26 protein-coding genes and 1 pseudogene are annotated in these 26,307 nt (G+C 63.5%); 20 read left to right on the top strand and 7 right to left on the bottom strand.

What is annotated here, in order from left to right:
* Positions 1-238: 238 nt before the first annotated feature.
* Positions 239-553 carry a PIN domain-containing protein gene (locus FJ418_RS25245; RefSeq protein WP_246683209.1) on the top strand — a complete coding sequence of 105 codons (315 nt, stop codon included), beginning with the start codon at positions 239-241 and terminating at the stop codon, positions 551-553.
* The gene (locus FJ418_RS25240) at positions 550-810 is read left to right on the top strand and encodes a pilus assembly protein HicB (protein ID WP_140644193.1); all 261 of its coding nucleotides are present in this window, start codon (positions 550-552) and stop codon (positions 808-810) included. Before FJ418_RS25245 ends, FJ418_RS25240 begins: the two co-directional genes overlap by 4 nt.
* On the opposite strand, the gene FJ418_RS25235 is transcribed toward FJ418_RS25240, so the two are convergent.
* Together FJ418_RS25235 and serB are read right to left on the bottom strand one after the other, a co-directional pair.
* A complete protein-coding gene (locus tag FJ418_RS25235) occupies positions 811-1,374 on the bottom strand; it encodes a GNAT family N-acetyltransferase (protein WP_140870269.1) in 564 nt (187 codons plus the stop codon).
* 8 nt (positions 1,375-1,382) lie between these two features.
* Complete coding sequence (gene serB / locus FJ418_RS25230) at positions 1,383-2,270, bottom strand: phosphoserine phosphatase SerB (RefSeq protein WP_140870267.1); 888 nt, start codon at positions 2,268-2,270, stop codon at positions 1,383-1,385.
* Between serB and miaA the strand changes: the two genes are divergently transcribed.
* Positions 2,260-3,204, top strand: a complete 945-nt coding sequence (gene miaA / locus FJ418_RS25225; protein WP_140870278.1) for a tRNA (adenosine(37)-N6)-dimethylallyltransferase MiaA — start codon at positions 2,260-2,262, stop codon at positions 3,202-3,204. The genes serB and miaA overlap by 11 nt on opposite strands.
* Positions 3,205-3,329: 125 nt before the next feature.
* The gene (locus FJ418_RS25220) at positions 3,330-4,121 is read left to right on the top strand and encodes a GGDEF domain-containing protein (RefSeq protein WP_140655136.1); all 792 of its coding nucleotides are present in this window, start codon (positions 3,330-3,332) and stop codon (positions 4,119-4,121) included.
* Between the two features lie 178 nt (positions 4,122-4,299).
* Here the strand turns inward: FJ418_RS25220 and FJ418_RS25215 are convergent, their stop codons facing one another.
* The gene (locus FJ418_RS25215; protein WP_140870264.1) at positions 4,300-6,132 is read right to left on the bottom strand and encodes an ATP-binding protein; all 1,833 of its coding nucleotides are present in this window, start codon (positions 6,130-6,132) and stop codon (positions 4,300-4,302) included.
* A gap of 152 nt (positions 6,133-6,284) precedes the next feature.
* Between FJ418_RS25215 and FJ418_RS25210 the strand changes: the two genes are divergently transcribed.
* Genes FJ418_RS25210 through FJ418_RS25200 form a run of 3 tightly spaced genes read left to right on the top strand, consistent with a single transcriptional unit; the run spans position 6,285 to position 7,736 of the window.
* Positions 6,285-6,851, top strand: coding sequence for an XRE family transcriptional regulator (locus FJ418_RS25210; protein ID WP_140870261.1), 567 nt, complete (start codon positions 6,285-6,287; stop codon positions 6,849-6,851).
* 5 nt (positions 6,852-6,856) lie between these two features.
* Entirely contained in the window at positions 6,857-7,165 is a 309-nt protein-coding gene (locus FJ418_RS25205) for a hypothetical protein (protein WP_140870259.1), read from the top strand.
* A 31-nt stretch (positions 7,166-7,196) separates the two neighbouring features.
* A complete protein-coding gene (locus FJ418_RS25200; protein ID WP_140705838.1) occupies positions 7,197-7,736 on the top strand; it encodes a GNAT family N-acetyltransferase in 540 nt (179 codons plus the stop codon).
* Here FJ418_RS25200 and FJ418_RS25195 read toward each other — a convergent pair.
* Positions 7,728-8,612 (bottom strand): LysR family transcriptional regulator, encoded by an 885-nt coding sequence (locus FJ418_RS25195; protein ID WP_246683201.1) that lies wholly within the window; start codon positions 8,610-8,612, stop codon positions 7,728-7,730. The two genes, FJ418_RS25200 and FJ418_RS25195, sit on opposite strands and share 9 nt — an antisense overlap.
* Before the next feature lie 111 nt (positions 8,613-8,723).
* Here FJ418_RS25195 and FJ418_RS25190 point away from each other — a divergent pair, with 111 nt between their 5' ends.
* Both FJ418_RS25190 and FJ418_RS25185 read left to right on the top strand, forming a co-directional pair.
* Positions 8,724-9,875, top strand: coding sequence for a gamma-butyrobetaine dioxygenase (locus FJ418_RS25190; protein WP_140870256.1), 1,152 nt, complete (start codon positions 8,724-8,726; stop codon positions 9,873-9,875).
* Positions 9,872-10,462 (top strand): HD domain-containing protein, encoded by a 591-nt coding sequence (locus tag FJ418_RS25185; protein WP_140644211.1) that lies wholly within the window; start codon positions 9,872-9,874, stop codon positions 10,460-10,462. The genes FJ418_RS25190 and FJ418_RS25185 overlap by 4 nt, the downstream gene beginning before the upstream one ends.
* Positions 10,463-10,665: 203 nt before the next feature.
* Here the strand turns inward: FJ418_RS25185 and FJ418_RS25180 are convergent, their stop codons facing one another.
* Positions 10,666-12,474 carry an NAD(P)/FAD-dependent oxidoreductase gene (locus tag FJ418_RS25180; protein WP_140870253.1) on the bottom strand — a complete coding sequence of 603 codons (1,809 nt, stop codon included), beginning with the start codon at positions 12,472-12,474 and terminating at the stop codon, positions 10,666-10,668.
* 82 nt (positions 12,475-12,556) lie between these two features.
* The gene (locus FJ418_RS32070; protein WP_181167083.1) at positions 12,557-12,733 is read right to left on the bottom strand and encodes a hypothetical protein; all 177 of its coding nucleotides are present in this window, start codon (positions 12,731-12,733) and stop codon (positions 12,557-12,559) included.
* Between the two features lie 331 nt (positions 12,734-13,064).
* Here FJ418_RS32070 and FJ418_RS25175 point away from each other — a divergent pair, with 331 nt between their 5' ends.
* The 10 genes and pseudogenes from FJ418_RS25175 to FJ418_RS25130 all read left to right on the top strand — a co-directional run bounded on the left by FJ418_RS25175 (position 13,065) and on the right by FJ418_RS25130 (position 24,880).
* Positions 13,065-14,846 carry an acetolactate synthase 3 large subunit gene (locus FJ418_RS25175; RefSeq protein WP_140870250.1) on the top strand — a complete coding sequence of 594 codons (1,782 nt, stop codon included), beginning with the start codon at positions 13,065-13,067 and terminating at the stop codon, positions 14,844-14,846.
* 84 nt (positions 14,847-14,930) lie between these two features.
* Positions 14,931-15,506, top strand: a complete 576-nt coding sequence (gene ilvN / locus FJ418_RS25170; protein ID WP_140705828.1) for an acetolactate synthase small subunit — start codon at positions 14,931-14,933, stop codon at positions 15,504-15,506.
* Between the two features lie 105 nt (positions 15,507-15,611).
* On the top strand, positions 15,612-16,208 hold the full coding sequence (locus FJ418_RS25165; RefSeq protein ID WP_140870247.1) for a LysE family translocator: 597 nt from the start codon (positions 15,612-15,614) through the stop codon (positions 16,206-16,208).
* Positions 16,209-16,477: 269 nt separating this feature from the next.
* Entirely contained in the window at positions 16,478-17,767 is a 1,290-nt protein-coding gene (locus FJ418_RS25160; protein WP_140870243.1) for an efflux RND transporter periplasmic adaptor subunit, read from the top strand.
* A complete protein-coding gene (locus FJ418_RS25155; protein WP_140870240.1) occupies positions 17,764-20,919 on the top strand; it encodes an efflux RND transporter permease subunit in 3,156 nt (1,051 codons plus the stop codon). Before FJ418_RS25160 ends, FJ418_RS25155 begins: the two co-directional genes overlap by 4 nt.
* 63 nt (positions 20,920-20,982) lie before the next feature.
* Complete coding sequence (gene nthA, locus FJ418_RS25150; protein WP_140856519.1) at positions 20,983-21,588, top strand: nitrile hydratase subunit alpha; 606 nt, start codon at positions 20,983-20,985, stop codon at positions 21,586-21,588.
* Entirely contained in the window at positions 21,585-22,244 is a 660-nt protein-coding gene (gene nthB / locus FJ418_RS25145; protein WP_140870237.1) for a nitrile hydratase subunit beta, read from the top strand. Before nthA ends, nthB begins: the two co-directional genes overlap by 4 nt.
* Positions 22,231-22,575 carry a nitrile hydratase accessory protein gene (locus tag FJ418_RS25140; RefSeq protein WP_140856515.1) on the top strand — a complete coding sequence of 115 codons (345 nt, stop codon included), beginning with the start codon at positions 22,231-22,233 and terminating at the stop codon, positions 22,573-22,575. Before nthB ends, FJ418_RS25140 begins: the two co-directional genes overlap by 14 nt.
* A gap of 92 nt (positions 22,576-22,667) precedes the next feature.
* Positions 22,668-23,582: pseudogene (gene fusA, locus FJ418_RS25135) on the top strand (elongation factor G); the annotation flags it as partial.
* A gap of 170 nt (positions 23,583-23,752) precedes the next feature.
* On the top strand, positions 23,753-24,880 hold the full coding sequence (locus tag FJ418_RS25130) for an ATP-dependent RecD-like DNA helicase (RefSeq protein ID WP_140856511.1): 1,128 nt from the start codon (positions 23,753-23,755) through the stop codon (positions 24,878-24,880).
* Positions 24,881-24,892: 12 nt separating this feature from the next.
* Here FJ418_RS25130 and FJ418_RS25125 read toward each other — a convergent pair whose 3' ends face one another.
* Positions 24,893-25,288 carry an STAS/SEC14 domain-containing protein gene (locus FJ418_RS25125; RefSeq protein WP_140655184.1) on the bottom strand — a complete coding sequence of 132 codons (396 nt, stop codon included), beginning with the start codon at positions 25,286-25,288 and terminating at the stop codon, positions 24,893-24,895.
* Between the two features lie 108 nt (positions 25,289-25,396).
* Here FJ418_RS25125 and FJ418_RS25120 point away from each other — a divergent pair, with 108 nt between their 5' ends.
* Complete coding sequence (locus FJ418_RS25120; protein ID WP_140705813.1) at positions 25,397-26,137, top strand: pyridoxine 5'-phosphate synthase; 741 nt, start codon at positions 25,397-25,399, stop codon at positions 26,135-26,137.
* Positions 26,138-26,307 lie beyond the last annotated feature (170 nt).

Below are 26,307 nucleotides of genomic sequence, written 5' to 3'. Positions count from 1 at the left end.
CATCACTGATCCCCAAAAATCAGCGTTGAATCTGATTTGCCGGCCCGTGGGAATCCCAATTCCTTAAATCGTCACTATGGCCTAGCAGGTCTGCTGCAACATCCTATGGGATGTACTATTTTGACCTGTGAAGCGAATAGTGCTGGATACAAACATTCTGACCGCAGGCCTGCGAAGCAGAAATGGAGCTTCGTTTGCGGTCTTGCGGTTGATCGCTGAAAGGCATGTTCGGCCGTAGGTGACGACAGCTCTGTTTCTTGAGTATGAAGCAGTACTGTCACGACCGGAGCAAGCGGCCATCCATCGCCCGTCAGCTGTTGAGCTAGATCGCTTGCTGGCCGGCTTTGCTGCCTTGGCGGAGCCTGTTGAGCTGCACTTTCTCTGGCGTCCGCAGTTGGCCGATCCGAAGGATGAAATGGTGCTGGAGGCGGCCGTCAATGGCAGGGCAGATGCGCTGGTCACGTACAACCGCCGAGACTTCTTGACCGCCGAAGCTCGCTTAGGCGTTCCGGTCATCGGCCCGGCCGAGTTGCTGGAAGGAACACGAACATGAGCAAGGCAACATATCCTTTGAAGCTGCCCCTCTCGGTCAAGGAAGCGGCGGCGCGCCTGGCAAAAGCGGACGGTGTCTCGCTCAATCAGTGGATCGCCTCGGCCGTGGCACAAAAGATCGGTGCTATGGAGACTGCGGCCGATTTCCTACGCCGACGGGCGGGCAATGCATCCGGCGCGGATTTTGCCAGGATTCTCGATCAGGTCCCGGATGGTCCGCCACAGTCCGGAGACGAACGTCCTTCTGAGAGGCATTGATCAGATACGCCGTGCCTGCCAATCCTCGCGCGACAGCCTGTACATGACATGCCGCTTGAGATGCGGATGGCTATAGGGGACGGCGGGATAGTCGAAATCGGCGGCGGGATCGACTCGCATGCCGAGCCGCTTCATGACAGCGATGGAGCGATGATTGTCAGCAACCGCGAACGACACGATTTCGCCGACGCCAAGCGTTCCGAAGCCATAGGCGAGCCAAGCTTCCGACGCCTCGGTGACGTAGCCCTTGCCCCAGAATTCGGGTGCCAGCCGCCAGCCGATCTCGATGGTGCCGGGCGCCAGCACGTCGATGTCTTCCGTTCCGGACAAACCGACAAAGCCGATGCATTCGCCGGTCGCGGCAATCTCGGCCGCGGCGAAGCCGTAGCCATCCTCATCGATCCAGGCGCGGACCTCGTCCATCTTGGCATCCGCCGCGGCACGGTCGCGGCGGAACGGGAAGAATTCCATCACGCGCTCGTCGGAGTTGATGCGATGGAAAAGCGCGCGGTCGCGCTCTTCCCAATTGCGCAGGATGAGACGCTCGGTGCGTATCGGCGTCATTGGAGACCTCACAAGACGAATTCATCCCGGCGGTAGCCCTGGAGATAGAGCAGCGCCGTCAGATCGCCATGATCGATGCGGATCCGGGCCTGTTCCGCCACCGCCGGCTTGGCGTGGAGCGCGACGCCGGTGCCGGCAAGGCGGATCATATCGAGGTCGTTGGCGCCGTCGCCGACGGCGATGGCATCCTCGGTCGTCAGTCCGAGCCGCGCCGCGATGTCGAGCAGCGCTTCGGCCTTGGCGGCGCGGCCGAGGATCGGCTCGGCCACCATGCCGGTGAATGTGCCGTCTTTCTCGATCAGCCGGTTGGCGCGGTTTTCCTGAAAGCCCAGCATGGCGGCGATGCGGCTGGTGAAGACGTCGAAGCCGCCGGAGACCAGCGCTGTCCAGGCCCCGTTGGCGCGCATCGTTTGCACCAGGGCGCGGCCGCCGGCCGCGAGCGTCAGCCGGTTGGCGATGATGCGGTCGACCACGGCGATATCGAGGCCCCTCAGCAGGGCGACGCGCTCGCGCAAGGCGGGCTCGAAGGCGATCTCGCCATTCATCGAGCGCGCGGTGATCGCCGCCACATGATCCTTGACGCCGATTTCGTCGGCAAGCTCGTCGATGCATTCCTGGTCGATCATGGTCGAGTCCATATCGGCAAGCAGTATCTTCTTGCGCCTGCCTTCGGCGGGCTGGACGATGATGTCGACCGGCTCGGAAGCCAATGCGGCGCGCAGATTGGCGGTCATTTTGCCGATATCGGGCGTCCGCGGCAAAACAAGATCGCAGGCGATGTCCTCCGCCAGCCAATCAACCGCGCTTGCGCCGGCGGCCCGCAAGGCCATATTCGCAAGCGAGGCCGGCACAGCGCGGGCTTCTGGACGGGACACTAGCGTGGCGATCAGCGGCATCGAACATTCCGGTAGGCAGGCGGGCGAAGGCCGCGTCAAGAACGCGATCCTGATAGCCGGGCCGACAGCCAGCGGCAAGTCGGCGCTGGCGCTCGATCTCGCCGCACGCGACGGCGGCGTCATCGTCAACACCGATTCCATGCAAGGCTATTCGATACTCGATGTCCTGACGGCGCGGCCGAGCCCCGCTGAAATGGCACGCGCGCCGCATTTCCTTTACGGCCATGTCCATCCCTCCACGGCCTATTCCACCGGCGCCTGGCTGCGCGACGTCACGAAGCTGATAGAAGACGGCATGCTGTCGGGCCGACCGGTCGTTTTCGTCGGCGGCACCGGGCTCTATTTCCGCGCGCTGGCCGAAGGCATCTCGGACATGCCGGACATTCCGGCCTCCGTCCGCGAGCGCTGGCGCTACGAGCTCAAGGAACAAGGGGCCGAAAGGCTGCATCGCCTGTTGATGCGTGAGGATTCGACCGTCGCCATGCAGCTCAGGCCGACCGATGGCCAGCGTATCGTGCGGGCACTCGAGGTGCTCGACGCTTCGGGGCGCTCGATCCTGGAATGGCAGGCGGCGCGCGGCCGGCCGCTGATCGATCGCGACAGTGCGCGTTTCCTGGTCATCGAGCCGGACCGGCAGCAACTGGTGCGGCGCATCGAGGCGCGTTTCGACCAGATGCTCGACAAAGGCGCGCTCGACGAAGTGCGCCGGCTCATCGCGCTCGGCCTCGACGCGGATCTGCCGGCGATGAAAGCGATCGGCGTGCGCGAGCTGCAAGCAGCAACGGCCGGACAGTCGGGTTTTCCCGAAGCGATCGAACGTGCCAAGATCGCGACCCGGCAGTATGCCAAGCGCCAGTCGACCTGGTTCAGGCACCAACTGGGCGCGGAGTGGCGCAGGCTGCGGCCGGGCGACGAACCGACGCTCCCGGACTGACGAAAAGCTTTTTCAATCAGCACCTTAAAATCCCTGGCTCTAATTCTCGCCAAGGTTGTCCGGGTTAACTGTCCGTAAGGTCCGCCATGCCATAACCTCGAGGCTTGCAGTGCCGCGGGGAGTAGATGCGTTTCCATAAGGCGGAATCCGCATTTTTTGTCTTTATTTTCGTGATCCTCGCCGCGGGCCTGGTGACCTTCCACGCCTATGGCCAATTGCAGGACATCGCCGCCGACCTCGATACCGCATCGCGAGTCGACAAAATCGTCTATCTCAACAAACTGCTGTTCGTCACCGGGGCGCTGCTGGCGACCGCGCTGTTCTTCGGCACCTTCTTCATCTACCCGCTGATCCGCGGCCAGGTGCGGGAAGAGGGCAAGCTCAGGGCTATGACGGTTTCGCTCAGCGCCCGTTCGCAGACGCTCGAGCAGGCGGCGCTCACCGACGGTCTTACCGGAATGCAGAACCGCCGCTATTTCGACGATGCGCTGCGCGAATATCTCCACGAATTTCGCCGGATCGACAGGCCGGTCGGACTGATGATCCTCGATCTCGATCATTTCAAACAGGTCAACGACACGCATGGCCATGACGTCGGCGACGAGGTGTTGAGGGCCGTCGCCGCGTGTCTGAGGGGCATGACGCGTTATCACGATGTGGTGGCGCGGCTGGGCGGGGAGGAGTTTGCCGTCGTCACCCCCAACATGGATGTCGAATTGCTCGCCAGGTTCGCCGAACGCATCCGCAAGGCGATCGCCAACATGTCGATCATGTCGGGCAATGTGCGGCTGAAGGTCACCACCAGCGTCGGCCTTGCCGTCTGGGACCACAAGGAGAGCGCGGAGGATTTCTACCGCCGCGCCGACCGCCAGCTCTATGAGGCGAAGAAGCAAGGCCGCAACCGCGTCTGCGCCTAAAATCTCATCATCAAATTCGTGAGGCTGGCCGTCTGGAGGCGCTTTCTGCGCTTCCGGTGCTCACGGACCCAAATGTCCGCTCCGCTCCGGTTCTCGAAAACGGCTCCAGCCGACTCAGCCTGACGAATTTCCTGACGAGATTTACCCATTCAAGCGGGGCTTCAGGCAGAGCGGAAACTCAGTCGTTGAGCTGGCGCATGCCGAAGGTCGAGGGCTTCAGGCCGTAGCGAGTGTCGAAGTCGTCGTCCGGCTGCACGCGCGGGGCGTTGGCCGGCTTCTTGTAGTCCGGGTCGCCGGCCTGGCGGGTCGAGTCCACGGTCTCGGCGAAAGCCATGGACTGCTGCGGCTTCGGCACGTTGCGAAGCCGCTCGACGATCATGGCCAGATCGACGTCGCTGCCATCCACGGAGGGCTCGACCTGCTCGCCTTTCGCGGTGCCGGGGATGAATTGTTGCGGCAGCTTCTCGAATTTCAGCCGCATGGTCGTCGCCACGCCTTCGCCGAAAGCGATGGCTTCGCGCTGCCCCATCGAGGACAGGAAAGCCAGCGTCGAGGCCGAGGAGTCGGCGATCGCCGAGCGGATGATCGCCTGGTCCTGTTCGTTGGCGAGGCGCATGGCGAAAAAGGTAGAGCATTGCGACAGGATGGTCGGGTCGAGCTCGCCCGGGCGCTGGGTGACGACGCCGAGATAACAGCCATATTTGCGGCCTTCCTTGGCGATACGCGACAGCGCGTGGCGGGTCGGCGCGAAGCCGAGACGCGGATCGGCCGGCATATAGCGGTGGGCTTCCTCGCAAAGCAGGAGCAGCCTCAGCCGGCCCTCGCTCCACAAGGCCAGGTCGAAGGCCAGGCGCGCCAGCACCGAGCAGACCGAATTGACGACTTCCGAAGGCATGCCCGCCATCTCGAAGCAGGTGACCGGGCGGCCATGGCTGGGAACGCGGAAAATGTTGCCGATCGTTTCGTGGATGGTGTCCTCGATCAGGCGCGAATTAAACATGAAGCGGTAGCGCGGATCGGCCGCCGCCGACTCGATGCGCGTTTTCAGCGACTTCAAGGTCGGGCGGTCGTTCTTGCTTTCGAGCAGGCCCATGCGCTCGTCGATCTGCTTGATGAGATCGGCCATGCGGTAGGGCACCGGCGTGTCTGCCGTCAGCGCGTCGCTGCCGCGCCTGACATAGGTGCCGGAATTCGGGTTACGATAAAGGTTCTTGGCGGCCGGGATCAGGTCGCGCAGGACATCCACTTCCTCGGGCACCGTCTCGCGGCCGCGAAACAGCACTTCGGCGAATTCCTCCAGCCTGAACATCCAGAACGGCAGGTCGAGTGTCTTGGAATCGACCTTGACGCAATATTCCGGCAGCGAGCCGGCGAACTCGTTGTGCGGGTCGAGGATGAGCACGCGCAGGTCGGGGCGCGCCTCGATCGTTTTGCGCAACAGCAGCGACACCGCCGTCGATTTGCCGACGCCGGTGGTGCCGACGATGGCGAAATGACGCGCCAGCGTGTCGTCGATGGCGATGTTGGCATCGATCGACTCATCCTGCGACAGCGTGCCGATGGTCACCGAATGGCGCCCGGCCAGATCGTAGACCGCCTGCAGGTCGCGGCTGCGGATGCTGTGGGCAATGGCGCCGATATGCGGATAAGTGGTGATGCCGCGGTCGAACACCGGCTTGGCGCCGGGCTCGGCGCCGTCGCGCACCTCGCCGACCAGTTCGACGCTGACCTCGATCGGGTTCTGCCCTTCGTGGTTCCAGGCAAGGTCCGATTTGCCGATGGCATAGACAAGGCCGACCGTTCGTGTCGAACCGAGATTGATGGAGATCATCTTGCCGACGGTCCAGAGGCCGGTGACCGCGCCTTCGGTGTCTTCCGCGTGGGCGCTGATGGTGGCGCGCGCGCCGTCGCATTGCACGACATTGCCCAGAATGCGCTTATCGTTCTGCTGGATGTTGCGGCGCTCCTGCGAAGTCGGTTCGCCAACGGAGGCTTCGCGTTCAACAAACATAATGCCGTGGTCCCATTCCCCTGGAGCGGCAACCCTATCCAATCGGGGTTAAAGTCAGGTGAGGTCGAATGGTGTAGGCAGCGTTAAGCCAGCCGCGACAATTCGATCGAACAATCTCTTCCCAGCGTGCGGAATTCCGATATATTGGACGAATGGATGGTATATCGAATGACATCAGCGCCACGATCGGCAGACGGATACGCTCCGAGAGGACGGTGAGGGGCTGGTCGCTGGCCGAATTGGCCGAGCGCTCGGACGTTTCGAAGGCGATGCTGAGCGCCATCGAACGCGGTACGACGAGTCCGACCGCGGCGCTTCTGGTGCGCATCGCGGCGGCCTTCGGCATGACGCTGTCGACGCTGATCGCGCGGGCCGAGATGCAAGGCGGCGGCATTTCGCGCCGGGACGAGCAGCCGATCTGGCAGGATCCGGCAACCGGGTACATCAGGCGTCATCTATCGCCGGCATCGCAGATGCCGCTGGAACTGGTCAGGGTCAGCCTTCCGGCGGGCGCCAAGGTCAGTCTGCCGGCGGCGTCCTACACCTTCATCAAGCAGCAGGTATGGCTGATCGACGGAAGGCTGGACTTCACCGAGGGCGATTTGGTGCACAGGCTCGAGCCCGGCGACTGCTTGGCGCTGGGCGCGCCCTCGGATTGTGTCTTTCATGCTCCCGGACCGGATGCGGCGGAGTATCTCGTGGCGCTGGTCAGGGACTGATTGCGATGTCTCGCCGGCCAAAGCGCTCGCATAATGGCGGGCCGCCGCTCGACGACTATGACGGCCCGCCCTGGGGCAAGGGCGACGCCTATATCTTCGTCGCCTGGCGCGCCGCTCACGACAAGACCTGGAAGGCGCCAAGCCACGCCGTCATGCTGATGCGGCTGGAACGGGCCGAGCGGCTCGGGCTGACCTATGAGGAATATACGCTCGAGATCCTGGAGCGCGGGCGCCATCTCAGCGAGGACGACGCCGACCGTATCGCCGAAATCAGGCGGGCGCGCCGACGCAAGCGAACCAGCCATTTCGAATGACCTCGTCCCGAGACCTCTGGAGAACACCAGAATGAACTCCCTTGAAATCCGGGTGTTGATGCACGACGCGGCGACCGTAGCCCAACTGTCCGCTCTCTTGATTGAGACGGTCGCCGCCGGCGGATCGGTGAGCTTCATGCATCCGCTGTCGCTGGAAGCGGCGCGGGACTTCTGGCGCAAGTCGCTTGCCGGGGCCGAGCGCGGCGAAAGGGCGGTGCTCGGCGCATGGCGGGGCGAGGCGCTTGCCGGCACCGTCACGCTGCTGCTCGACTTTCCGCCCAATCAACCGCACCGCGCCGAGATCGCCAAGCTGATGACCGGCCGCGATCATCGCGGCAAAGGCGTCGCGACGGGGCTGATGCGGGCAGCGGAGAAATTGGCCGTCGAGAAAAGTCGTACGCTGCTGGTGCTGGACACGGCGAGCGAAGAGGGCGCGGCCGGGCTTTATGAGAAACTTGGTTTCACGCTGACCGGTGAGATCCCCGATTTCGCGCTCAAGCCACATGGCGGGCTGACCGGCACCCTTATATACTGGAAGCGGATAGGGATCGCGGCCGACGCGCTATCCTGAAATCCTGGCGATGCGCGACAGAAGCCAGCGGCGAAAATCCTGCTCGGCGCCGGACAGTCGCGACGATGACGGTCTTGTCAGGAAATGGCCCGATGGGCTCGAAAGCTCGAAATCCGAAAGCCTGATGAGAGTACCCTCCCTGAGCGCGGCGTCGACCAAGGGCCGGGAGCCGAGCAGCGCTCCGGCGCCGGTCTTGGCCGCTTCCAAGGCGGCGACGAAACTGTCGAAGCGATGCGAGCGCCGGGAATGGCCGGCAAGCCCCGCGGCGGCAAACCATTCCGCCCACATTTCGCGCGCGCCTGCCACCAGGAGCAGCGGCAACGATGTCCAATCGGCGTCTCGGGCGAGCGGCGGAGCCGCGACCGGAACGAGCCGCTCGGCGGTCAGCCGGTCGGCCTCGCGACCGGGAAAGGACCCGTTGCCGAAGCGTATGTCGAGCGCCGAGCCCGGCTGGTCGTAATCAGTCGGCCGATGGATGGTCACCAGATCGAGCCTGACGCGCGGCAGCGCCTTTGCCAGGTCGGGAAGAGCCGGTACCAGCACCAGCAGGGCGAAGGAAATGGGAACGCGTATGCTGACGGTCTGCACGGCGCGCGGCTCGAACAGCTCTTTCGTGCTGTTGCCGATGGTCGCGAATGCCGACTGGATGTGGGGGAGGTAGGCCGCGCCTTCCGGCGACAGCGCCACGCCGCGCGCCAGGCGCGCGAACAATCGCGTCTTCAGCCGATCTTCCAGGAAACGGATGTGCTGGCTGACCGCGGCCTGGGTGAGGCCGAGCTCGGCGGCCGCGGCGGTGAAATTCGACAGGCGGGCGGCGGCCTCGAAACTGCGCAGCCAGTCGAGTGGAGGCATCGTGTCGAAAGCTTTTCCAGCCATCACAAATTTAGTGCCATTGCCCACAAAACGATAATTTGAATTATGCCTTCGATGAAGCCACCATGCAATCCGTGCCTGCGGTGGCGGTTAGAGGATGGGAGCTTTCAGGATATGTTGGCGACGGTAACGCTGGGCGACGACGGAGGAACGATCGAGCTTGGCTGGAAAGACGGAGCGGTGAGCCGCTTCCACGCCATGTGGCTGCGCGACAATGCGCTGGACGACAAGACGCGCAGCGCCGGCAACGGCCAGCGGCTGATCACCATCCTCGACATTCCGGCCGGGACGCGGATCGGCTCAGCCTCGATCAAGGGCGAGTTGCTCGAAGTCACGTTCGCTCCCGAAGGCAAGACCGTCGGCTTTCCCGCCGGCTGGCTGCGCAGCCATGCCTATGATCGCCAGGAGGTTCGCGAGCCCGGCTGGACGAGAGGCGACATAGAGCGCTGGACGAAAGCCACGATGCAGAACTCCGTGCCGCGTGCGGCCTATGCCGACGCCAGCCGCGACGGCAACGTGCTGCGGCAATGGCTGGCCGCGGTTCGCAGCTACGGCTTTGCCGTCATGGACGGTCTGCCGACGGAATCCGGCGCGCTGTGCAAGGTGGCCGACCTGTTCGGCTATATCAGGGAAACCAATTACGGGCGCTGGTTCGAGGTGCGCGCCGAGGTCAATCCGAACAATCTCGCCTACACCAATCTCGGCCTGCAGGCGCATACCGACAATCCCTACCGCGACCCGGTGCCGACGCTGCAGATCCTAGCCTGCATCGAGAACACGGTGGAAGGCGGCGAATCCAGCGTCGTCGACGGGTTCGCGGTGGCGGCGGCGCTTCAGGCGGAGAACCCCGACGGCTTCCGACTGCTCTCTTCCTATCCGGCGCGCTTCGAATATGCCGGCTCGTCGGGCGTGCGGCTGCAGTCGAAGCGGCCGATGATCGAGCTCGGGCCCGATGGCGAGTTGATCTGCATCCGCTTCAACAACCGCTCGCTGGCGCCGGCGGTGGACGTGCCGTTCGCCGAGATGGACAAGTATTATGCGGCCTACCGCCGGTTCGCCGAACTGATCGAGGATCCGGCCTTCGAGGTGACCTTCAAGCTCGAGGCGGGAGAATCCTTCATCGTCGACAACACCCGCGTCATGCATGCGCGCAAGGCGTTTTCCGGCGGCGGCAAGCGCTGGCTGCAGGGCTGCTACGCCGACAAGGATGGCCTGTTGTCGACGCTGGCGGCGATCGAGCATGGTTTCAAGGAGGCGGCGGAATGAACCCGAACGAATTGAACACGGGCAATATCGTCGAATTCATCGCCGATATCTTCGAGCGTCGCGGCGCCGAATCCTATCTCGGCGAGCCTGTCACCATGTCGGAACATATGCTGCAGGGCGCATGGCTGGCCGAGCAGGACGGCGCGCCGGAGGAGCTCGTGGCGGCGGCACTGCTGCACGATATCGGCCACTATACCAGCGAGTTCGGCACCTATTCGCCCGACGACGTCGAGGACAAGCACCATGACGAGGCGGGCGGCGAGGTGCTGGCGCCCTTCTTTCCGCCGGTCATCGTCGAGTGCGTCAGGCTGCATGTCTCGGCCAAGCGCTATCTGTGCGCCACCGATCCGACCTATTTCGGCAAGCTGTCGGCGGCCTCGGTGCATACGCTGTCGCTGCAGGGCGGGCCGATGAATGCCGAGGAAGTCAAGGAGTTCCGCCGCAATCCGTTCCACGAGGAAGCGGTGCGCGTGCGCATCTGGGACGAGGGCGGCAAGGTCGCCGACATGAAGACGCGGGCCTTTCGCGACTACGTGCCGCTGCTGGAGCGCGTCGTGAAGAAGTTCGCGGCGGAAAAGGCAGCTTAGAGGGCGGCGAAGTCTGGGGAGAAAGCCATGTGTTTCTGCTTCGACGGCGAACACGCGTTGGTGGCGTATCAGCCGGATGAATGCAGGGAAGCCAAGCCGGCCGAGCGCGCAGCCACATCGCGGCCGGCCGAAGGCACGCTGTCGACGGTTCAGCGAGGGCGCCGCCGAGGCGGCGCCTTCGCTGGGAAAGGTTCGGAAGTCGTCTATCCCTTGTGATAGACCTCCTGCAGCCCATAGACAGGCGTCGGCAAGCCGACCTGCCTGGCTTTGAGTTGCAGTGACAGATACTGCGAGTAGTGCCGAGACTGGTGCAGGTTGCCGCCGTGGAACCACAGCGCTTGCTGCTGCGTCGGCTTCCACATGTTGCGCTGCTCGCCTTCCCAAGGGCCGGGGTCCTTGGTGGTGCTGGAACCCAAACCCCAAACCTTGCCGACCTTGTCGGCGACGTCCTGTGAGATGAGGTCCGCGGCCCAGCCGTTCATCGAGCCGTAGCCGGTCGCATAGACCACCAGGTCGGCCGGCAATTCCGTGCCGTCGACGAATTTCACGCCGGTTTCGGTGAGTTCCTGCACCGCGGCGCCTAGCCCGCTCTTCAGCTTGATCGAACCGTCGATGACGAGGTCGCAGGCGCCGACATCGATGTAATAGCCGGAGCCGCGTCGCAGGTATTTCATGAACAGGCCCGAGCCGTCGTCGCCCCAGTCGAGCATGAAGCCGGCCTTTTCCAGGTCCGCGTAGAACTTCGCGTCGCGCTCCTTCATCTGCTCGTAGAGCGGGATCTGGAACTCGTGCAGGATGCGGTAGGGCAGCGAAGCGAAGATCATGTCCGCCTTGCGCGTCGTCATGCCGTTCTCGACCGCCTGCTCGGAGTAGAGTGCGCCAAGGCCGATATCCATCAGCGTGTCGGATTTCACGATGTGCGTGGAGGACCGCTGCACCATGGTCACGTCGGCGCCGCCTTCCCACAGCGCCGCGCAGATGTCGTGCGCCGAATTGTTGGAGCCGATGATCACCACCTTCTTGCCGCGGTATTTGTCCGGGCCGGGATGATTCGATGAATGCTGCTGCTCGCCCTTGAAGATGTCCTGGCCCTTGTATTTCGGCCAGTTGGCCTTGCCCGACATGCCGGTCGCCAGCACCAGCTGCTTCGGCTTGAGCGTGATCTCCTTGCCGTCGCGCTCGACGACGATCGTCCATTCCTTGGCCTTGTCGTCATATTTGGCGGATTTTGCCGTAGTGGAGCTCCAATAGTTGAGCTCCATCACCTTGGTGTACATTTCCAACCAGTCGCCGATCTTGTCCTTCGGCGCGAAGACCGGCCAGTTCTTCGGAAAGTCGATATAGGGCAGATGATCGTACCAGACCGGGTCGTGCAGGCAGAGCGACTTGTAGCGCCTGCGCCAGGAATCGCCTGGGCGTTCGTTCTTCTCGATGATGATGGCCGGCACGCCGAGTTGTTTCAGCCTAGCTCCAAGAGCGATTCCGCCCTGGCCGCCGCCGATGATGACGACATAGGGCTGTCGGGAGTGGCCGAGCTCGGCGATCTCGTCGTCGCGCTCTTCACGCCACGTCTTGCGGTCCTTGCCGTGGCCATGCTTGGCGCCGAGGGGGCGGGTGAAGCCCGCCTTCTCCTCATGGTCTTTCAGCTCCGCCATCGTGGTGAGCAGGGTCCAGATCAGGTCGCCCTTGAACCGCACGAGGCCAAAGCCGCGCGCCACGCTGGTCTCGAAAGTGATCCAGGCGGTGATGACGCCGCCGTCCTCGTTCGCTTCCTCGCCCTTGGCCACCGCCCAACCGGTCGGCTTGGTGCTGGCCAGCGTCGCCTGGAGCATGTCGCGGATCTGGTCGCGGCCTTCCATCGTCTTCAGGTTCCAGGTGAAGGTGACGAGGTCGCGCCAGTAGCAATCGGCCTGGAAGCAGTTGACGGCGCTGTCGATGTCGCCGGCTTCCAATGCCTTGCCGAACTTGTCGAGCAGCGCCTGCGCCTTGGTGGTGGGTGTTCTCTCGAGCATTTGTTCTCCTCCACTTGCTAGAGTCCGTCATGAGCAGCAAGCGGCGTGCCAATCGTGACGTTCATCAAGAATTACAATGAAATCAATCCGTTAGGACAATGTAGATTTCGATCGGCCGCGCCGTATCGAGCCGATGGGTATCGATGCAGCGCATCCAGGATTGAACGACGATGTCGTCGCGGGCCGATCGCGCGCCGGACAGCACCTGTTCGATTTCGCGGATATGCTCCCGTTCGCCAGCCCTGCGTCCTCCTCGCACGTCCTCTGCCAGCGCATAGTGGTGCGTCGGAGAGGGACGCTCAACTGTACTATGGTAGCTGTGGGATGAGAGCGCGCGCCGATGTCGTTCTCACAGGCGGGTGAATTCGCGCTGGACCCCATTGACGAGCCCGCGTTTTCGCCCTTATTGTCCGCGCCCATGAAAACGGCACTCATTCTCGTAGGCAGGCGTGTGGGCAAGGCGGTGTAACCGCCGGGCGAAAACCTCCCATGCGCATCACACAGGCTCCCTCGGGGGCCTTTTTTATTGCCTGAAACACGACTAAACGACCAGCAAATCGCCAGATGGCGGACAGTACGGGACCAGACCGATGAGCAACGGACAGAACGAGCGGCGCGAAATGACAGGCGCCGAAATGGTGGTGCAAGCGCTGAAGGACAACGGCGTCAAGCATGTCTTCGGCTATCCGGGCGGCGCCGTTCTCCCAATTTATGATGAAATTTTTCAACAAGACGATGTCGAGCACATCCTGGTCCGGCACGAGCAGGGTGCCGGCCATGCCGCCGAAGGCTATGCCCGTTCGACCGGCAAGGCGGGCGTCATGCTGGTGACGTCCGGTCCCGGCGCCACCAATGCGGTGACGCCGCTGCAGGACGCGCTGATGGATTCCATTCCGCTGGTCTGCCTCACCGGCCAGGTGCCGACATCGCTGATCGGCTCCGACGCGTTCCAGGAATGCGACACCGTCGGTATCACGCGGCCCTGCACCAAGCACAACTGGCTGGTGAAGGACGTCAACCAACTCGCCGCCACCATCCATGAGGCTTTCCATGTCGCGACCACCGGCCGTCCCGGCCCGGTCGTGGTCGACATTCCCAAGGACGTGCAGTTCGCCAAGGGCATTTATGTGCCGCCGCAGACGGCGCCGCGCACCAGCTATCAACCCAAGGTCCAGGGCGACCTGGAGAAGGTGAAGGCCGCCGTCGAGTTGATGGCAGCCGCCAAGAAGCCCATCATCTATTCGGGCGGCGGCGTCATCAATTCCGGTCCGGAAGCGAGCCACTTGCTGCGCGAGCTGGTCGACCTCACCGGTTTCCCGATCACCTCGACGCTGATGGGGCTCGGCGCCTATCCGGCGTCGGGCAAGAACTGGGTTGGCATGCTCGGCATGCACGGCACCTATGAAGCCAACATGGCCATGCATGACTGCGACGTGATGATCTGCATCGGCGCGCGCTTCGACGACCGCATCACCGGCCGTCTCAACGCGTTCTCGCCGAACTCGAAGAAGATCCACATCGACATCGATCCGTCCTCGATCAACAAGAACGTTCACACCGACGTGCCGATTATCGGCGATGTCGGACGCGTCCTGGAAGACCTGGTGCGACTGTGGCGGGCGACCGCCAAGACCGACAAGAAGGCGCTCTATCCATGGTGGGAGCAGATCGCGAAATGGCGGGCGCGGGACTCGCTCGCCTACAAGATGAATAGCGACGTCATCATGCCGCAATACGCGATCCAGCGGCTCTACGAACTGACCAAGGACAAGGACACCTACATCACCACCGAGGTCGGCCAGCACCAGATGTGGGCGGCGCAGCACTACCATTTCGACAAGCCGAACCGCTGGATGACGTCGGGTGGTCTCGGCACCATGGGTTACGGCCTGCCGGCCGCGCTCGGTGTGCAGATCGCGCACCCGGATGCGCTGGTCGTCGACATCGCCGGTGACGCCTCGGTGCAGATGACGATGCAGGAGATGAGCACGGCGGTGCAGTACAATGCGCCGATCAAGATCTTCATCCTGAACAACCAGTATATGGGCATGGTGCGCCAGTGGCAGCAGCTGCTGCACGGCAACCGGCTGTCGCATTCCTACACCGAGGCGATGCCGGACTTCGTCAAGCTGGCCGAGGCCTATGGCGGCCACGGCATACGCTGCGACAAGCCGGACGAGCTCGACGACGCGATCAAGGAGATGATCTCGGTGAAGAAGCCGGTGCTGTTCGACTGCCGCGTGGCGACCTTGGCCAACTGCTTCCCGATGATCCCGTCGGGCAAGGCGCATAACGAGATGCTCCTGCCGGACGAGGCGACCGACGAGGCGGTGGCCAACGCCATTGACGCCAAGGGCAGGGAACTGGTGTAGGCAGCCACAAAGGCGGGGCTGTCGCGAGAAAGCCGTGCGCAAACAGAGAATTAGCTCAAAAAGTCTGAAATCGAGATTCACCTTATGAACGCACAGCACCTTCAACCGACCGGCTCCGCCTATTTCATCGCCAAGGAAACCGAGAAGCCGGAAACGCATACGCTCTCCGTGCTGGTCGACAACGAGCCGGGCGTGCTTGCCCGCGTCATCGGCCTGTTTTCCGGTCGCGGCTACAACATCGAGAGCCTTACCGTTTCCGAGACCGAGCATGAGAAGCATCTGTCGCGCATCACCATCGTGACGCGCGGCACGCCGCATGTGATGGAGCAGATCAAGCATCAGCTCGAGCGCATCGTGCCTGTGCACCGGGTGGTCGACCTGTCCGTCCGTTCGCAAGAGCTTGGCCAGGAGCGGCCGCTGGAACGCGAACTCGCGCTGGTCAAGGTCGCCGGCACCGGCGATGCCCGGGTCGAGGCGCTTCGCCTCGCCGATGCTTTCCGCGCCTCGGTCATCGACGCCAACACCGAGCATTTCATCTTCGAGATCACCGGCAAGGGGTCCAAGCTCGACCAGTTCATCGCCATCATGAAGCCGCTCGGCCTGGTCGAGATCTGCCGCACCGGCGTCGCGGCGATGAACCGCGGCCCGCAGGGGATGTGAACAGGACGACCATCCTGTTTTCCGCTTTGGCCCGGCGGTTGCCTGTTTCTGGCTTTTGCGCATGTGCTAAAAGGACAGTAAGGCTGACATATCGGGGAGGATAACATGTCGCTCGACGCATTCCTTGCCCTGCTGGTCTACGCCTTCGTGACGTCGATCACGCCGGGGCCGAACAACCTCATGCTGCTCGCTTCCGGCGTCAATTTCGGTATCGCCAGGACGGTTCCGCACATGCTGGGCATCAGCATCGGCTTTCTGGTCCTGCTTTTGGCCGTCGGCTTCGGGCTCGGCGCGGTGCTGACGGCGTTTCCGGCGCTGCATACGGCGCTGAAAATCGCGGGCGCCGCCTATCTGCTCTACCTCGCCTGGAAGATCGCCATGTCCCGCTCGATAAGCGACGGAAATGGGGCGGAGGGGCGGCCGATGCGCTTCATCGACGCCGCTGCATTTCAGTGGGTCAACCCCAAGGCATGGGTGATGGCCATCACCGCCATGGCCGTCTACACCAATTCCGATCACCCGTTCGTCTCGGTGGCGCTGATCTCGATCGCCTTCACCATCGTCAACCTGCCCAGCGTTTCGGTGTGGGCCGGCTTCGGCTCGGCGCTGCGCGGCTTCCTGTCGGATCCGGTGCGGCTGAAATGGTTCAACATCGCCATGGGGGTGCTGCTGGCGGCGACGCTGTGGCCGATGCTCGGTTAGATGTGTCGATATTCAGGTGAGGCCGGCCTGACCTGAATATCGACACATCTAGACAGCCTTTCGGATGGGCCGCAGAACTGCTCGCGACCTCATTTGCCGGCTGCCCAACATTTGTGCACTGCACATTAAATCTTCGTAATGCCGCGTTTTGGCCCTTTTCCGCCAAAGCCTTGTCCTATCTATTCGGCGAAAATCGCGGCGAAGCGCCGTGAATCGAGCTAAGATGGACCACCGGGATCGGCGTGTCGGGTAGAGGGCTTATTTTGTCGATGCGCGGAAAAATCGCCTTTGCAGTTGTAGCGGTCGCCTGTCTGGCGGGCGCCGGGCTCTATTTTTCGCCCACGACGTTGGCCAAGGTCCAGGAGCTCATTTCGGGCAAGCAGGCTGGCGCTGCCGCAGCGGACAAGACGGCCGGCGGTGACAAGACAGCCAGTGCATCGGATAATGCGAAAGGCGGCAGTGGGCGTTCGGCCTCGATCGTTTCGGCGACCGCGACGACCGCCGATTTCCCGATACGCCGCTATGCCATCGGCTTCGTCTCGTCGCCGGCGGTGGTCAGCATCAATGCCCGTGTTTCCAGCCAGATCGTATCGATCGCGGTCAAGGACGGGCAGATGGTCAAGGCCGGTGATCTTCTCATCTCGCTCGACGACCGCGCGCTGAAGGCGCAGCTCGCCAAGGACCAGGCGACGCTCACCAAGGACCAGGCAATGCTGGTGAGCGCCCAGGCCGACCTGCAGCGCGCCAAGGACCTCGTCGCCAAGCAGGCTGGAACGCAGCAGACCTACGATCAGGCGCTGGCGGCGCAGAAGGCCGCGGCCGCCACCATCGACGCCGACAAGGCGACCATCGATGCCGACACCGTGCAATTGAGCTATGCAACCATCTCGGCGCCGATCGCGGGCCGGCTCGGCGCCGTCAACGTCTCGGTGGGCGATCTCGTCACCACCAGCAACGGCAACTCGAGCAGCTCGACGCCGCTGGTCACCATCACGCAGATGGACCCGCTGCAGGTGAACTTCACGCTGCCGGAGAGCAATCTGGCCTTGTTGCACAAGGCGCTCGCCGACCCGCAGCAAGGCGACGTGACGCTGACCAAGGACGGCGATCCCACGCCGATCGGCAAGGGCACGCTCGATTTCGTCGATTCCAGCGTCGATACTGCCTCCGGCACCATCGCCACGCGGGCGAGCATACCCAATCCGGATCTTTCGCTGTGGCCCGGGCAATATGTGAACGTGGTGCTCGAGGCCGGCACGATGCCGCAGATGACCTCGGTTCCGACGGTCGCGGTGCAGCCCAGCCAGAAGGGGCCGTTCGTCTATGTGGTCAAGCCGGACAACACCGTCGAGATGCGGCCGGTGCAGGTGGCGCTGACCGAGGGCCAGAACAGCGCCATCAGCGATGGTCTCAAGAGCGGCGAGAAGGTCGTCGTCGAAGGCCAGACGCGATTGAAGAACGGCGCGGCGGTGCACGAAGGCAAAGCCGTGGCCGGATCCACTGATCAGGCGTCGCCCAAGGTCGCGGAGGCCGACAAGGCCGGCGGGGCGAGCCAATGATCTCCGAATTCTGCATCCGCAAGCCCGTCGCCACCCTTCTGATGTCGTTCGCCCTCATTCTGGGCGGCATCTTTGCCTACAAGTTCCTGCCGGTGGCGGCGCTGCCCAGCGCCGAATTTCCGGTGGTCAACGTCTCGGCCAGCTTGCCCGGCGCCTCGCCGGAGACGATGGCGACATCGGTGGCGACGCCGCTGATCAAGCAATTCGCGACGATCGCCGGCATCGATTCGATTTCGACCACCAATTCGCTCGGCCAGACCTCGATCGCCATCCAGTTCGTGCTGAACCGCGACATCGACGCGGCGGCGGCGGACGTCCAGGCGGCGATCGCGCGCACGCAAAAATCGCTGCCGCCGGAAATGACGGCGCCGCCGAGCTATCGCAAGGTCAATCCGGCCGACGCGCCGATCCTTCTGATGTCGCTGGTCAGCGACACGGTCCCGCTGACCGATCTCGACGCCTTCGCCGAAAACGTCATTTCACCTTCTCTCTCGACCATCGACGGTGTGGCCCAGGTCTCGATTTACGGCCAGCAGAAATATGCCGTGCGCATCCAGATCGATCCGACCGCGCTGGCGGCGCGCGGCATCTCGATCGATCAGCTGCAGGCTGCGATCGCTTCGGCCAACAGCAACACGCCGCTCGGCGTCCTGCAGAACAACAAGCAGCAGCTGACCATCACCGCCAACACACAGCTCGACAACGCCGCCGGCTTCTCCAACCTGATCATCGCCACCAAGAATGGTCACCCGGTGCGGCTGGGCGAGGTGACGCGCGTCGTCGACTCGGTCGAGACCACGACGACGGCAAGCTGGTATGACGGCACGCGCGCCATCATCCTCGCGGTCCAGCGCCAGCCCGACGCCAACACCGTCGAGGTGGTCGACAAGGTCAAGGCGATGCTGCCATCCTTCCAGGACCAGATGCCGGCGGCCGCCAGCATCAAGCTGCTCAACGACCGCTCGACCTCGATCCGGCAAGCCGTCGACGACGTCCAGTTCACGCTGCTCCTGACCATCGCCCTGGTGGTGATGGTGATCTTCGTGTTCCTGCGGCGGGTGACGGCGACGATCATTCCGGCCGTGGCGGTGCCGATCTCGCTGATCGCCACGCTTGGCGCGATGTTCCTGTTCGGCTTTTCGATCGACAACATCTCGCTGATGGGATTGACGCTTGCCGTCGGCCTTGTCGTCGACGACGCCATCGTCATGCTGGAAAACATCTTCCGCCACATGGAGGAAGACGGGCTGTCGGCCTTCGACGCCTCGCTGAAGGGCGCGCGCGAAATCGGCTTCACCATCATCTCGATCTCGATCTCGCTGGTGGCGGTGTTCATCCCGGTGCTGCTGATGGGCGGCGTCATCGGCCGCATCTTCAACGAATTCGCGGTCGTGGTGACCGTCGCCATCCTGGCCTCGATGTTCGTGTCGCTGACGCTGACACCAATGCTCTGCTCGCGCCTGCTGTCGGTGAGCAAGGCCGATCGCGAAAAGCATGCCCCCGGTCACAAGCCGGATTTCATCACGCGCGGCTACGACCGGATCCTGGGCTTCTGCCTGCGAAACACCTTCCTGGTGTTCCTCGTCTTCGTCGCAACCGCGGCGGCCTCGGTGTGGCTGATCCAGGTTTCGCCAAAGGGCTTCTTTCCGCAGGAGGATATCAGCCAGATCTCGGTGACCACGCTTGCGCGCCAGGACATCTCCTTCGATGCCATGGTCAAGCTGCAGGGCAAGGTCGCCGATGTATTCTCCCATTCTCCCTATGTGACGCATGTCGCGTGGTCGGTGGGCGGCAGCCAAAGCGCGCTCAACCAGGGCCGGCTCTATGTGCAGTTGAAGGACAAGAGCCAGCGCCCCGACATCGAGAAGGTCCAGTCCGACCTGAGGCGGCAGCTTTCGAATGTGGCTGGCATCGAAGCCTATATGCAGCCGGTGCAGAATCTCAGGCTGGGCTCACGGTCGTCGGCCAGCGCCTATCAGCTCGTGGTGCAGGGCCTGGATACCGGCCAGACCGACATCTGGGCGCAGAAGCTGGACGACGCGATGGCCGCGGACCACACGACCTTCACCGACGTCACCAGCGACCTGCAGAACAACGCATTGCAGGCATCGCTGGTGATAGATCGCGACAAGGCCGCCCAGCTCGGCATCGATACCGACACGCTGCGTTCGGCCCTCTATGGCGGCTTCGGCACCGATCAGGTTTCGACGATCTTCGGTTCTGCCGACAGCTATGAGGTGATCACCGAGCTCGATCCCAAGATCGAATGGTCGCCCGAGCGGATGCTCGCCATCCAGATGCGGACGGCGAGCGGCAGCCTGGTGCCTCTCGGCGCTTTCGCGCATGTCGATCGCACGGCCGGCGCGCTGACGGTCAACCAGCTCGGCCAGCTTCCGGCGGTGACGGTTTCCTACAATCTGCCGCAGGGCGTGTCGCTCGGCGACACAGTGACCCGCATCGAGCAGCTCAAAGAACAGATCGGCATGCCGAAGGAGATCTCGACGAGCTTTGCCGGTACGGCCAAGACCTTCCAGGATTCGCTTGCCAACCAGGGCTTCCTGATCGGCGGCGCGATCCTGACGATCTATATCGTGCTCGGCATGCTCTATGAGAGCTTCATCCACCCGCTCACCATCCTCACCGGCCTGCCGTCGGCGGTGCTTGGCGCGGTGGTGGCGCTGCGCTTCGCCGGCATGGACCTGTCGGTGATCGCGGTGATCGGCATCCTGATGCTGATCGGCATCGTCAAGAAGAACGGCATCATGATGGTCGACGTCGCGCTGGAGCTGAGGCGTCAAGGCATGTCGGCGAAGGAGTCCATCCACAAGGCCTGCCTGATGCGTTTCCGGCCGATCATGATGACGACGCTTGCCGCGTTGATGGGCACGTTCCCGATCGCGCTCGGCACCGGCGCCAGCGCCGAGCTTCGCCAGCCGCTCGGCGTCGCGGTGGTCGGCGGCCTGCTCGCCTCGCAGGCGCTGACGCTGTTCGTCACGCCGGTGATCTACGTCTATTTCGAGAATTTCTCCGGCTGGCTGCTCGGCTTCTTCTCGAAGAAGAGCAGTCCGGCGCTGCATGTGGTGGAAAGCGGCGAGCAAGCCTCGCTGTTCGACACCAACGATGATATCCCGCAAAAGACCGCCGCCGAGTAGGCGGCGGCTCTGGCCCAAGCCGTCATGCTTGCGGCGCGGTGTGGGCAATCGTAACCTCGTGACATGGCCCACGATCATGACCACGACAACGAGCTCGATCCGTTCGCGGCGCGCGTGCGCGCGCTGGAGACGATCCTGACGCAAAAGGGCCTGATCGATCCCGCGGCCATCGACGTCATCGTCGACACCTATGAGACCAAGATCGGTCCGCGCAACGGTGCGCGGGTGGTGGCAAAGGCCTGGAGCGATCCGGCTTACGCCGATTGGCTGAAGCGCGACGCGACCGCGGCGATCGGATCGCTCTCCTATACCGGTCGCCAGGGCGAGCACATGCAGGCCGTGTTCAACACCGACGAGACGCATAACCTCGTCGTCTGCACGCTCTGCTCCTGCTATCCGTGGTCGGTGCTCGGCCTGCCGCCGGTCTGGTACAAGGCGCCGCCCTACCGCTCGCGGGCGGTGATCGATCCGCGCGGCGTGCTGCAGGAGTTCGGGTTGACGCTGCCGGCGGAGATGAAGATCCGCGTCTGGGATTCGACGGCCGAGCTTCGCTACCTCGTGGTGCCGATGCGGCCCAAGGGCACGGAAGGCTGGAGCGAGGAACAACTCGCCGGACTGGTGAGCCGGGATGCGATGATCGGCACGGCGGTCGCGAAGGAACCGACATGAACGGGCCGCAGGATCTCGGTGGGCAGATGGGGTTCGGGCCGGTCGCGCCCGAAACGGTCGAGCCTTATTTCCACGCCGCATGGGAAAGGCGGGCGCTCGGCGTCACGCTCACCGCAGGCGGCATGGGCGCCTGGAACATCGACGAGAGCCGGCATGCGCGGGAATCGCTGCATCCCGCCGACTATTACTCATCGAGCTACTACCAGATCTGGATCAAGGCGCTGGAAACGCTCCTGAAACGCCACGGCTTCGTTACCGAGCGCGACCTTGCCGCCGGCAAGGCGGTCGATCCGGCCGCGACGCCGAAACGGGTGCTGAAGGCGGCGGATGTGCCGGTCGTGCTCGCCAAGGGCGGGCCGTGCGACCGGCCGGTTGCCACGCCGGCTCGGTTCCAGGCGGGCGACCAGGTGCGGACGAAGAATTTCAACCCGACCGGCCATACGCGCCTCCCACGTTATGCGCGCGGCAAAAGCGGGACGATCGATGCCGTTCGCGGCGGCTTCGTCTTCCCCGACACCAATGCGCATGGCAAGGGCGAGAACCCGCAATGGGTCTATACGGTGGTGTTCGACGGGGTCGAAATCTGGGGCGAGGGCGCCGATCCGACGCTGAGCGTCTCGATCGACGCCTGGGAGAGCTATCTTGAGCCGGCATGATGCTGCTTTGCCGGCCGATTTTGGCGAGCCGGTCTTCGCCGAGCCGTGGCAGGCGGAAGCTTTCGCCATGACCGTCGCGCTGCACGACAAAGGCCTGTTTTCGTGGAGCGAATGGGCGGAGGCCTTGTCGGCAGAGGTGAAGCAGCCGGGCGCGGCGAGCGACGGCCACGATTACTACGAGCATTGGCTGGCGGCGCTGGAGAAGCTCTTGTCCCGGAAGGGTATCGTCCGAGAAGGCGGGGTGGATGAACTCGCCGCCGCGTGGGAGCGCGCCGCCCATGCGACGCCGCACGGCAAGCCGATCCTGCTGGAGAATGATCCGGGGTTCTGATCGCGACTTGCCAGCCAGTGGGACAAGTTTAGGCTTCTGTTATCTCAGTCTGGATTTCGGCCCGATATTCGGTTGCAAATATCGGAGCAGCCTGCAACCGTGCGGTCACTATGGAAAAACCTGCCGCACCATGGCCGTTGCTGCAAATCGTGATCGAGCCAAAGTCCACGGCCGACGAGCAGAAGCTTCGCACTGCCTTGTCGACACTGTCGGAGGAGCAGCCTGACTTTGAAGTGAAATGGGACGAGGAAGCTGGCCAGACGATCATCGCCGCGATGACCGAACTCGACCTCGACGTCATCGTCCATCGCCTGCTCACTGAGTTCGAAGTCGCGTTCAAGGTCTGGGCTCCGCAGGTGGCCTATCGCGAGACGATTACCTACGCCCGCGAGCAAGACTACACGCATAAGAAGCAGTTCGGCGGCCAAGGACAGTTCGCCCGCGTCAAGATCCTGTTCGAGCCGAACGGGCACAGTCCGGAATTCGCATTCTCGTCGAAGGTTCCTGGTGGCGCGGTTGCGGACGAATATGCCGCCGCAGTCGAAAAAGGGATGCGCAGCATCCTGGTCTCAGGTCCCTTCGCCGGGTTCCCGATGATCGGAGTCAAGGCGTCATTGGTTGATGGGGCTTCTCACGATACCGACTCTTCGGCCTTGGCCTTCGAGGTCGCCGGCCGCGCCTGCTTCAAGGAAGCCCTGCCCAAACTTGGCGTGCAACTGCTCGAACCGATCATGAAGGTCGAGGTGGTGACGCCGGAAATCTACGTCATCAGCGTTATCGGCGACCTGCACGGCCGCCGCGGTCTGGTCAAGAGTCGGATAAGCCGCGGCGAGGCCATCGTCGTCAACGCGATGGTGCCGCTGGCCACTATGTTCAAGTACTTCGACAACCTGCGCTCGATGAGCCGGGACCGTGCGACCTACACGATGCAGTTCGACCACTACGCGCCCGTTCCGACGGCTGACCGTGATCCACCCCCGCCCCCGGCAGTGGCTGCCTACGGCTGACTTGCACTCGCTGGACTGGGTTGCGCCCACGGCATTGGCCTTTTGTTCTCTTTACGTTCCTATTTGCGGCTGATAGCCTGGGTTGTCGGAGGCGTGAGCGCCCGCAGCCGACAACGGTCGATATGGCGGCCAACCTTGTCTTTCGTCAGCGAATCCGGTCTGTCGCACTGATGGAATTTTCTCCCCAACAGGACGAGGCTTTGAAAGCGGTCGGGCGCTGGCTCAAAGAGGGCCGGCCGCAAGTCTTCCGCCTGTTCGGATATGCCGGCACAGGCAAGACGACGCTGGCGCGCTATTTCGCCGAGCACGTCGACGGGCAGGTGCAGTTCGCCGCCTTCACTGGCAAGGCGGCGCAGGTGCTGCGTTCCAAGGGCGCGACCAACGCCCGCACCATCCATTCGCTGATCTATAGGCCGAAGGGCGAGGAATCGGTCGAAGACGAGGTGACCGGCAAGACATCGATGTCGCCGACCTTTTCGCTCAACCGGCAAAGCCCGATTTCGCGCGCCAAGCTTGTCGTCATCGACGAATGCTCGATGGTCGACGAGCAGCTCGGCCGCGACCTGATGAGCTTCGGCACGCCGATCCTGGTGCTCGGCGATCCCGCCCAGTTGCCGCCGATCTCGGGCGGCGGCTTCTTCACCGAGCACGAACCGGACGTGCTGCTGACGGAAATCCACCGCCAGGCGCGCGACAATCCCATCATCCGGCTGGCGCTCGACGTGCGCGAGGGCCGGGAGTTCATGCATGGCGACTACGGCACGGCGCAGGTGATCGGCAGGGAAGGCGTCAACCAGGAACTGGTGCTCAAGGCCGACCAGGTGCTGGTCGGGACCAACCGAACGCGCCGGCGCTACAATCAAAGGCTGCGCGAGTTGAAGGGATTCAACGCGGACTTCCCGCAGGCCGGCGACAAGCTGGTCTGCCTGCGCAACGACCCGGCCAAGGGGCTGCTCAACGGTTCGCTGTGGAAGGTGATGACCTCGTCGCGCGAGACGGTGAAGCCCGGCATCAACCTTCTGGTTTCGCCGGAGGAGGACGATCCCGATCGCGGCGTCGCCAAGATCAAGCTGCTCAAGGCGGCGTTCGAGGACCCGGATGCCGAGATTCCCTGGCAGCAGAAGAAGCGTTTCGACGATTTCGACTACGGTTACGCGCTGACCGTGCATAAGGCGCAGGGCTCGCAGTGGAACGACGTCGTGCTGTTCGACGAGAGCTGGGCCTTCAAGGAGACCCGGCAGCGCTGGCTCTATACCGCCATCACCCGCGCCGCCGAGCGGCTGACGGTGGTGCGCTGACGCCTGTAAATGTCATGTCGGCCGCGCGCCAAGCCATTGCCAGGCGGCTTCCTCATCGTCGACATCGAAGCGCCTGAATTCGAAGGGCAGCGCCTTGGGGAAAATGCCCGTGACGAGAGAAGCCCAGCTCGGCTCGCCGATGGCCGCGCAGCGCACGACATGTTGCATTGCGTCGGCAACGCCCTGGCGAAGCGTGTCCTGCGAGATATTGGCCCAGTCCACGCTTTCCTCGTCGGTCAGCCTGACCAGCACGTCGATCCTCGGATGCAGCGCGTAGGCGGCCTCCAGCAGGCCGAACAGATTTTCCGCATCGGCCGGCGAGACATCGCCGACGACGTCGATGGCGAAAAGCGCGTCGCGGTTGGTTTCGATGCGGCGGATCGCCGGCACGGCTTCGAGGAAATTCAATGGCAAATCCTTGTGTTAGCCTCCATCTATCCCCTGGAACACCCGAAACCCTCTATCTGTTCCCCTTAAAGGCGTTATAGATGCCCGCCGATCCACTGGACCCAGTTCATGCCCGCCAAGCTTTCGGTCAACCTCAACGCCGTCGCCATGCTGCGCAACCGCCGCGACCTGCCATGGCCGAGCGTGACCGGACTTGGCCGCATCGCACTTGCCGCCGGCGCGCATGGGCTGACGGTGCATCCGAGGCCCGATGAGCGGCACACCAGGCATTCCGACCTGCCGGAGATCAGGGCGCTGATCGACGACGAATTTCCTAGCGCGGAATTCAACATAGAGGGCTATCCGACCGAGGACTTCCTGGCGCTTGTCGAGAAGCATCAGCCCGAGCAGGTGACGCTGGTGCCCGACGACCCGGCGCAGGCAACCTCGGACCATGGCTGGAACTTCGCCGCCCAGGCGGCGTTCCTCACACCGATCGTCAAGCGGCTGAAGAAGGGCGGGTTCCGCGTGTCGCTGTTTTCCGACGCCGATCCGGATGGGGTGAACGCGGCTCGCGATACCGGCGCCGACCGCATCGAACTCTATACCGGTCCCTATGGCGGCTTCCATTCCGATTCCGCAAAGGCGGCCAAGGAGCTGGAAAGATTGGGAAAAACCGCTGACGCCGCATTCGCGGCCGGGCTTGGCGTCAACGCCGGCCACGATCTGACCGTGAAGAACCTGCCGGCATTGGCCAAGCGTATTCCGGCATTGGCCGAAGTATCGATCGGACATGGGTTGACAGCCGATGCGCTGGAGTATGGCATGGCCGGCACGATCGGACGGTTCTTGAAGGCCTGCGGATGGTAGGGCGCCTTGCGTAGTTTCGGCAGTCTTTGTGTGTCCCGCGCGATGCGGCGACCCCGGAGCATGGCGAATCCGGTGAAGTGGGGTTCACGGTGCTAGCCAACACCAGCGAGACGGAATCCCTCGAACGTTCGGGCCATGCCGAAACCGAGCGGCAGCACAGCACCAAGGTT

Source organism: Mesorhizobium sp. B2-8-3 (assembly GCF_006440815.1).
Lineage (GTDB): Bacteria > Pseudomonadota > Alphaproteobacteria > Rhizobiales > Rhizobiaceae > Mesorhizobium.
Note: the sequence above shows the minus strand (reverse complement) of the source record. Positions and strands in the feature narration are given on the sequence as shown.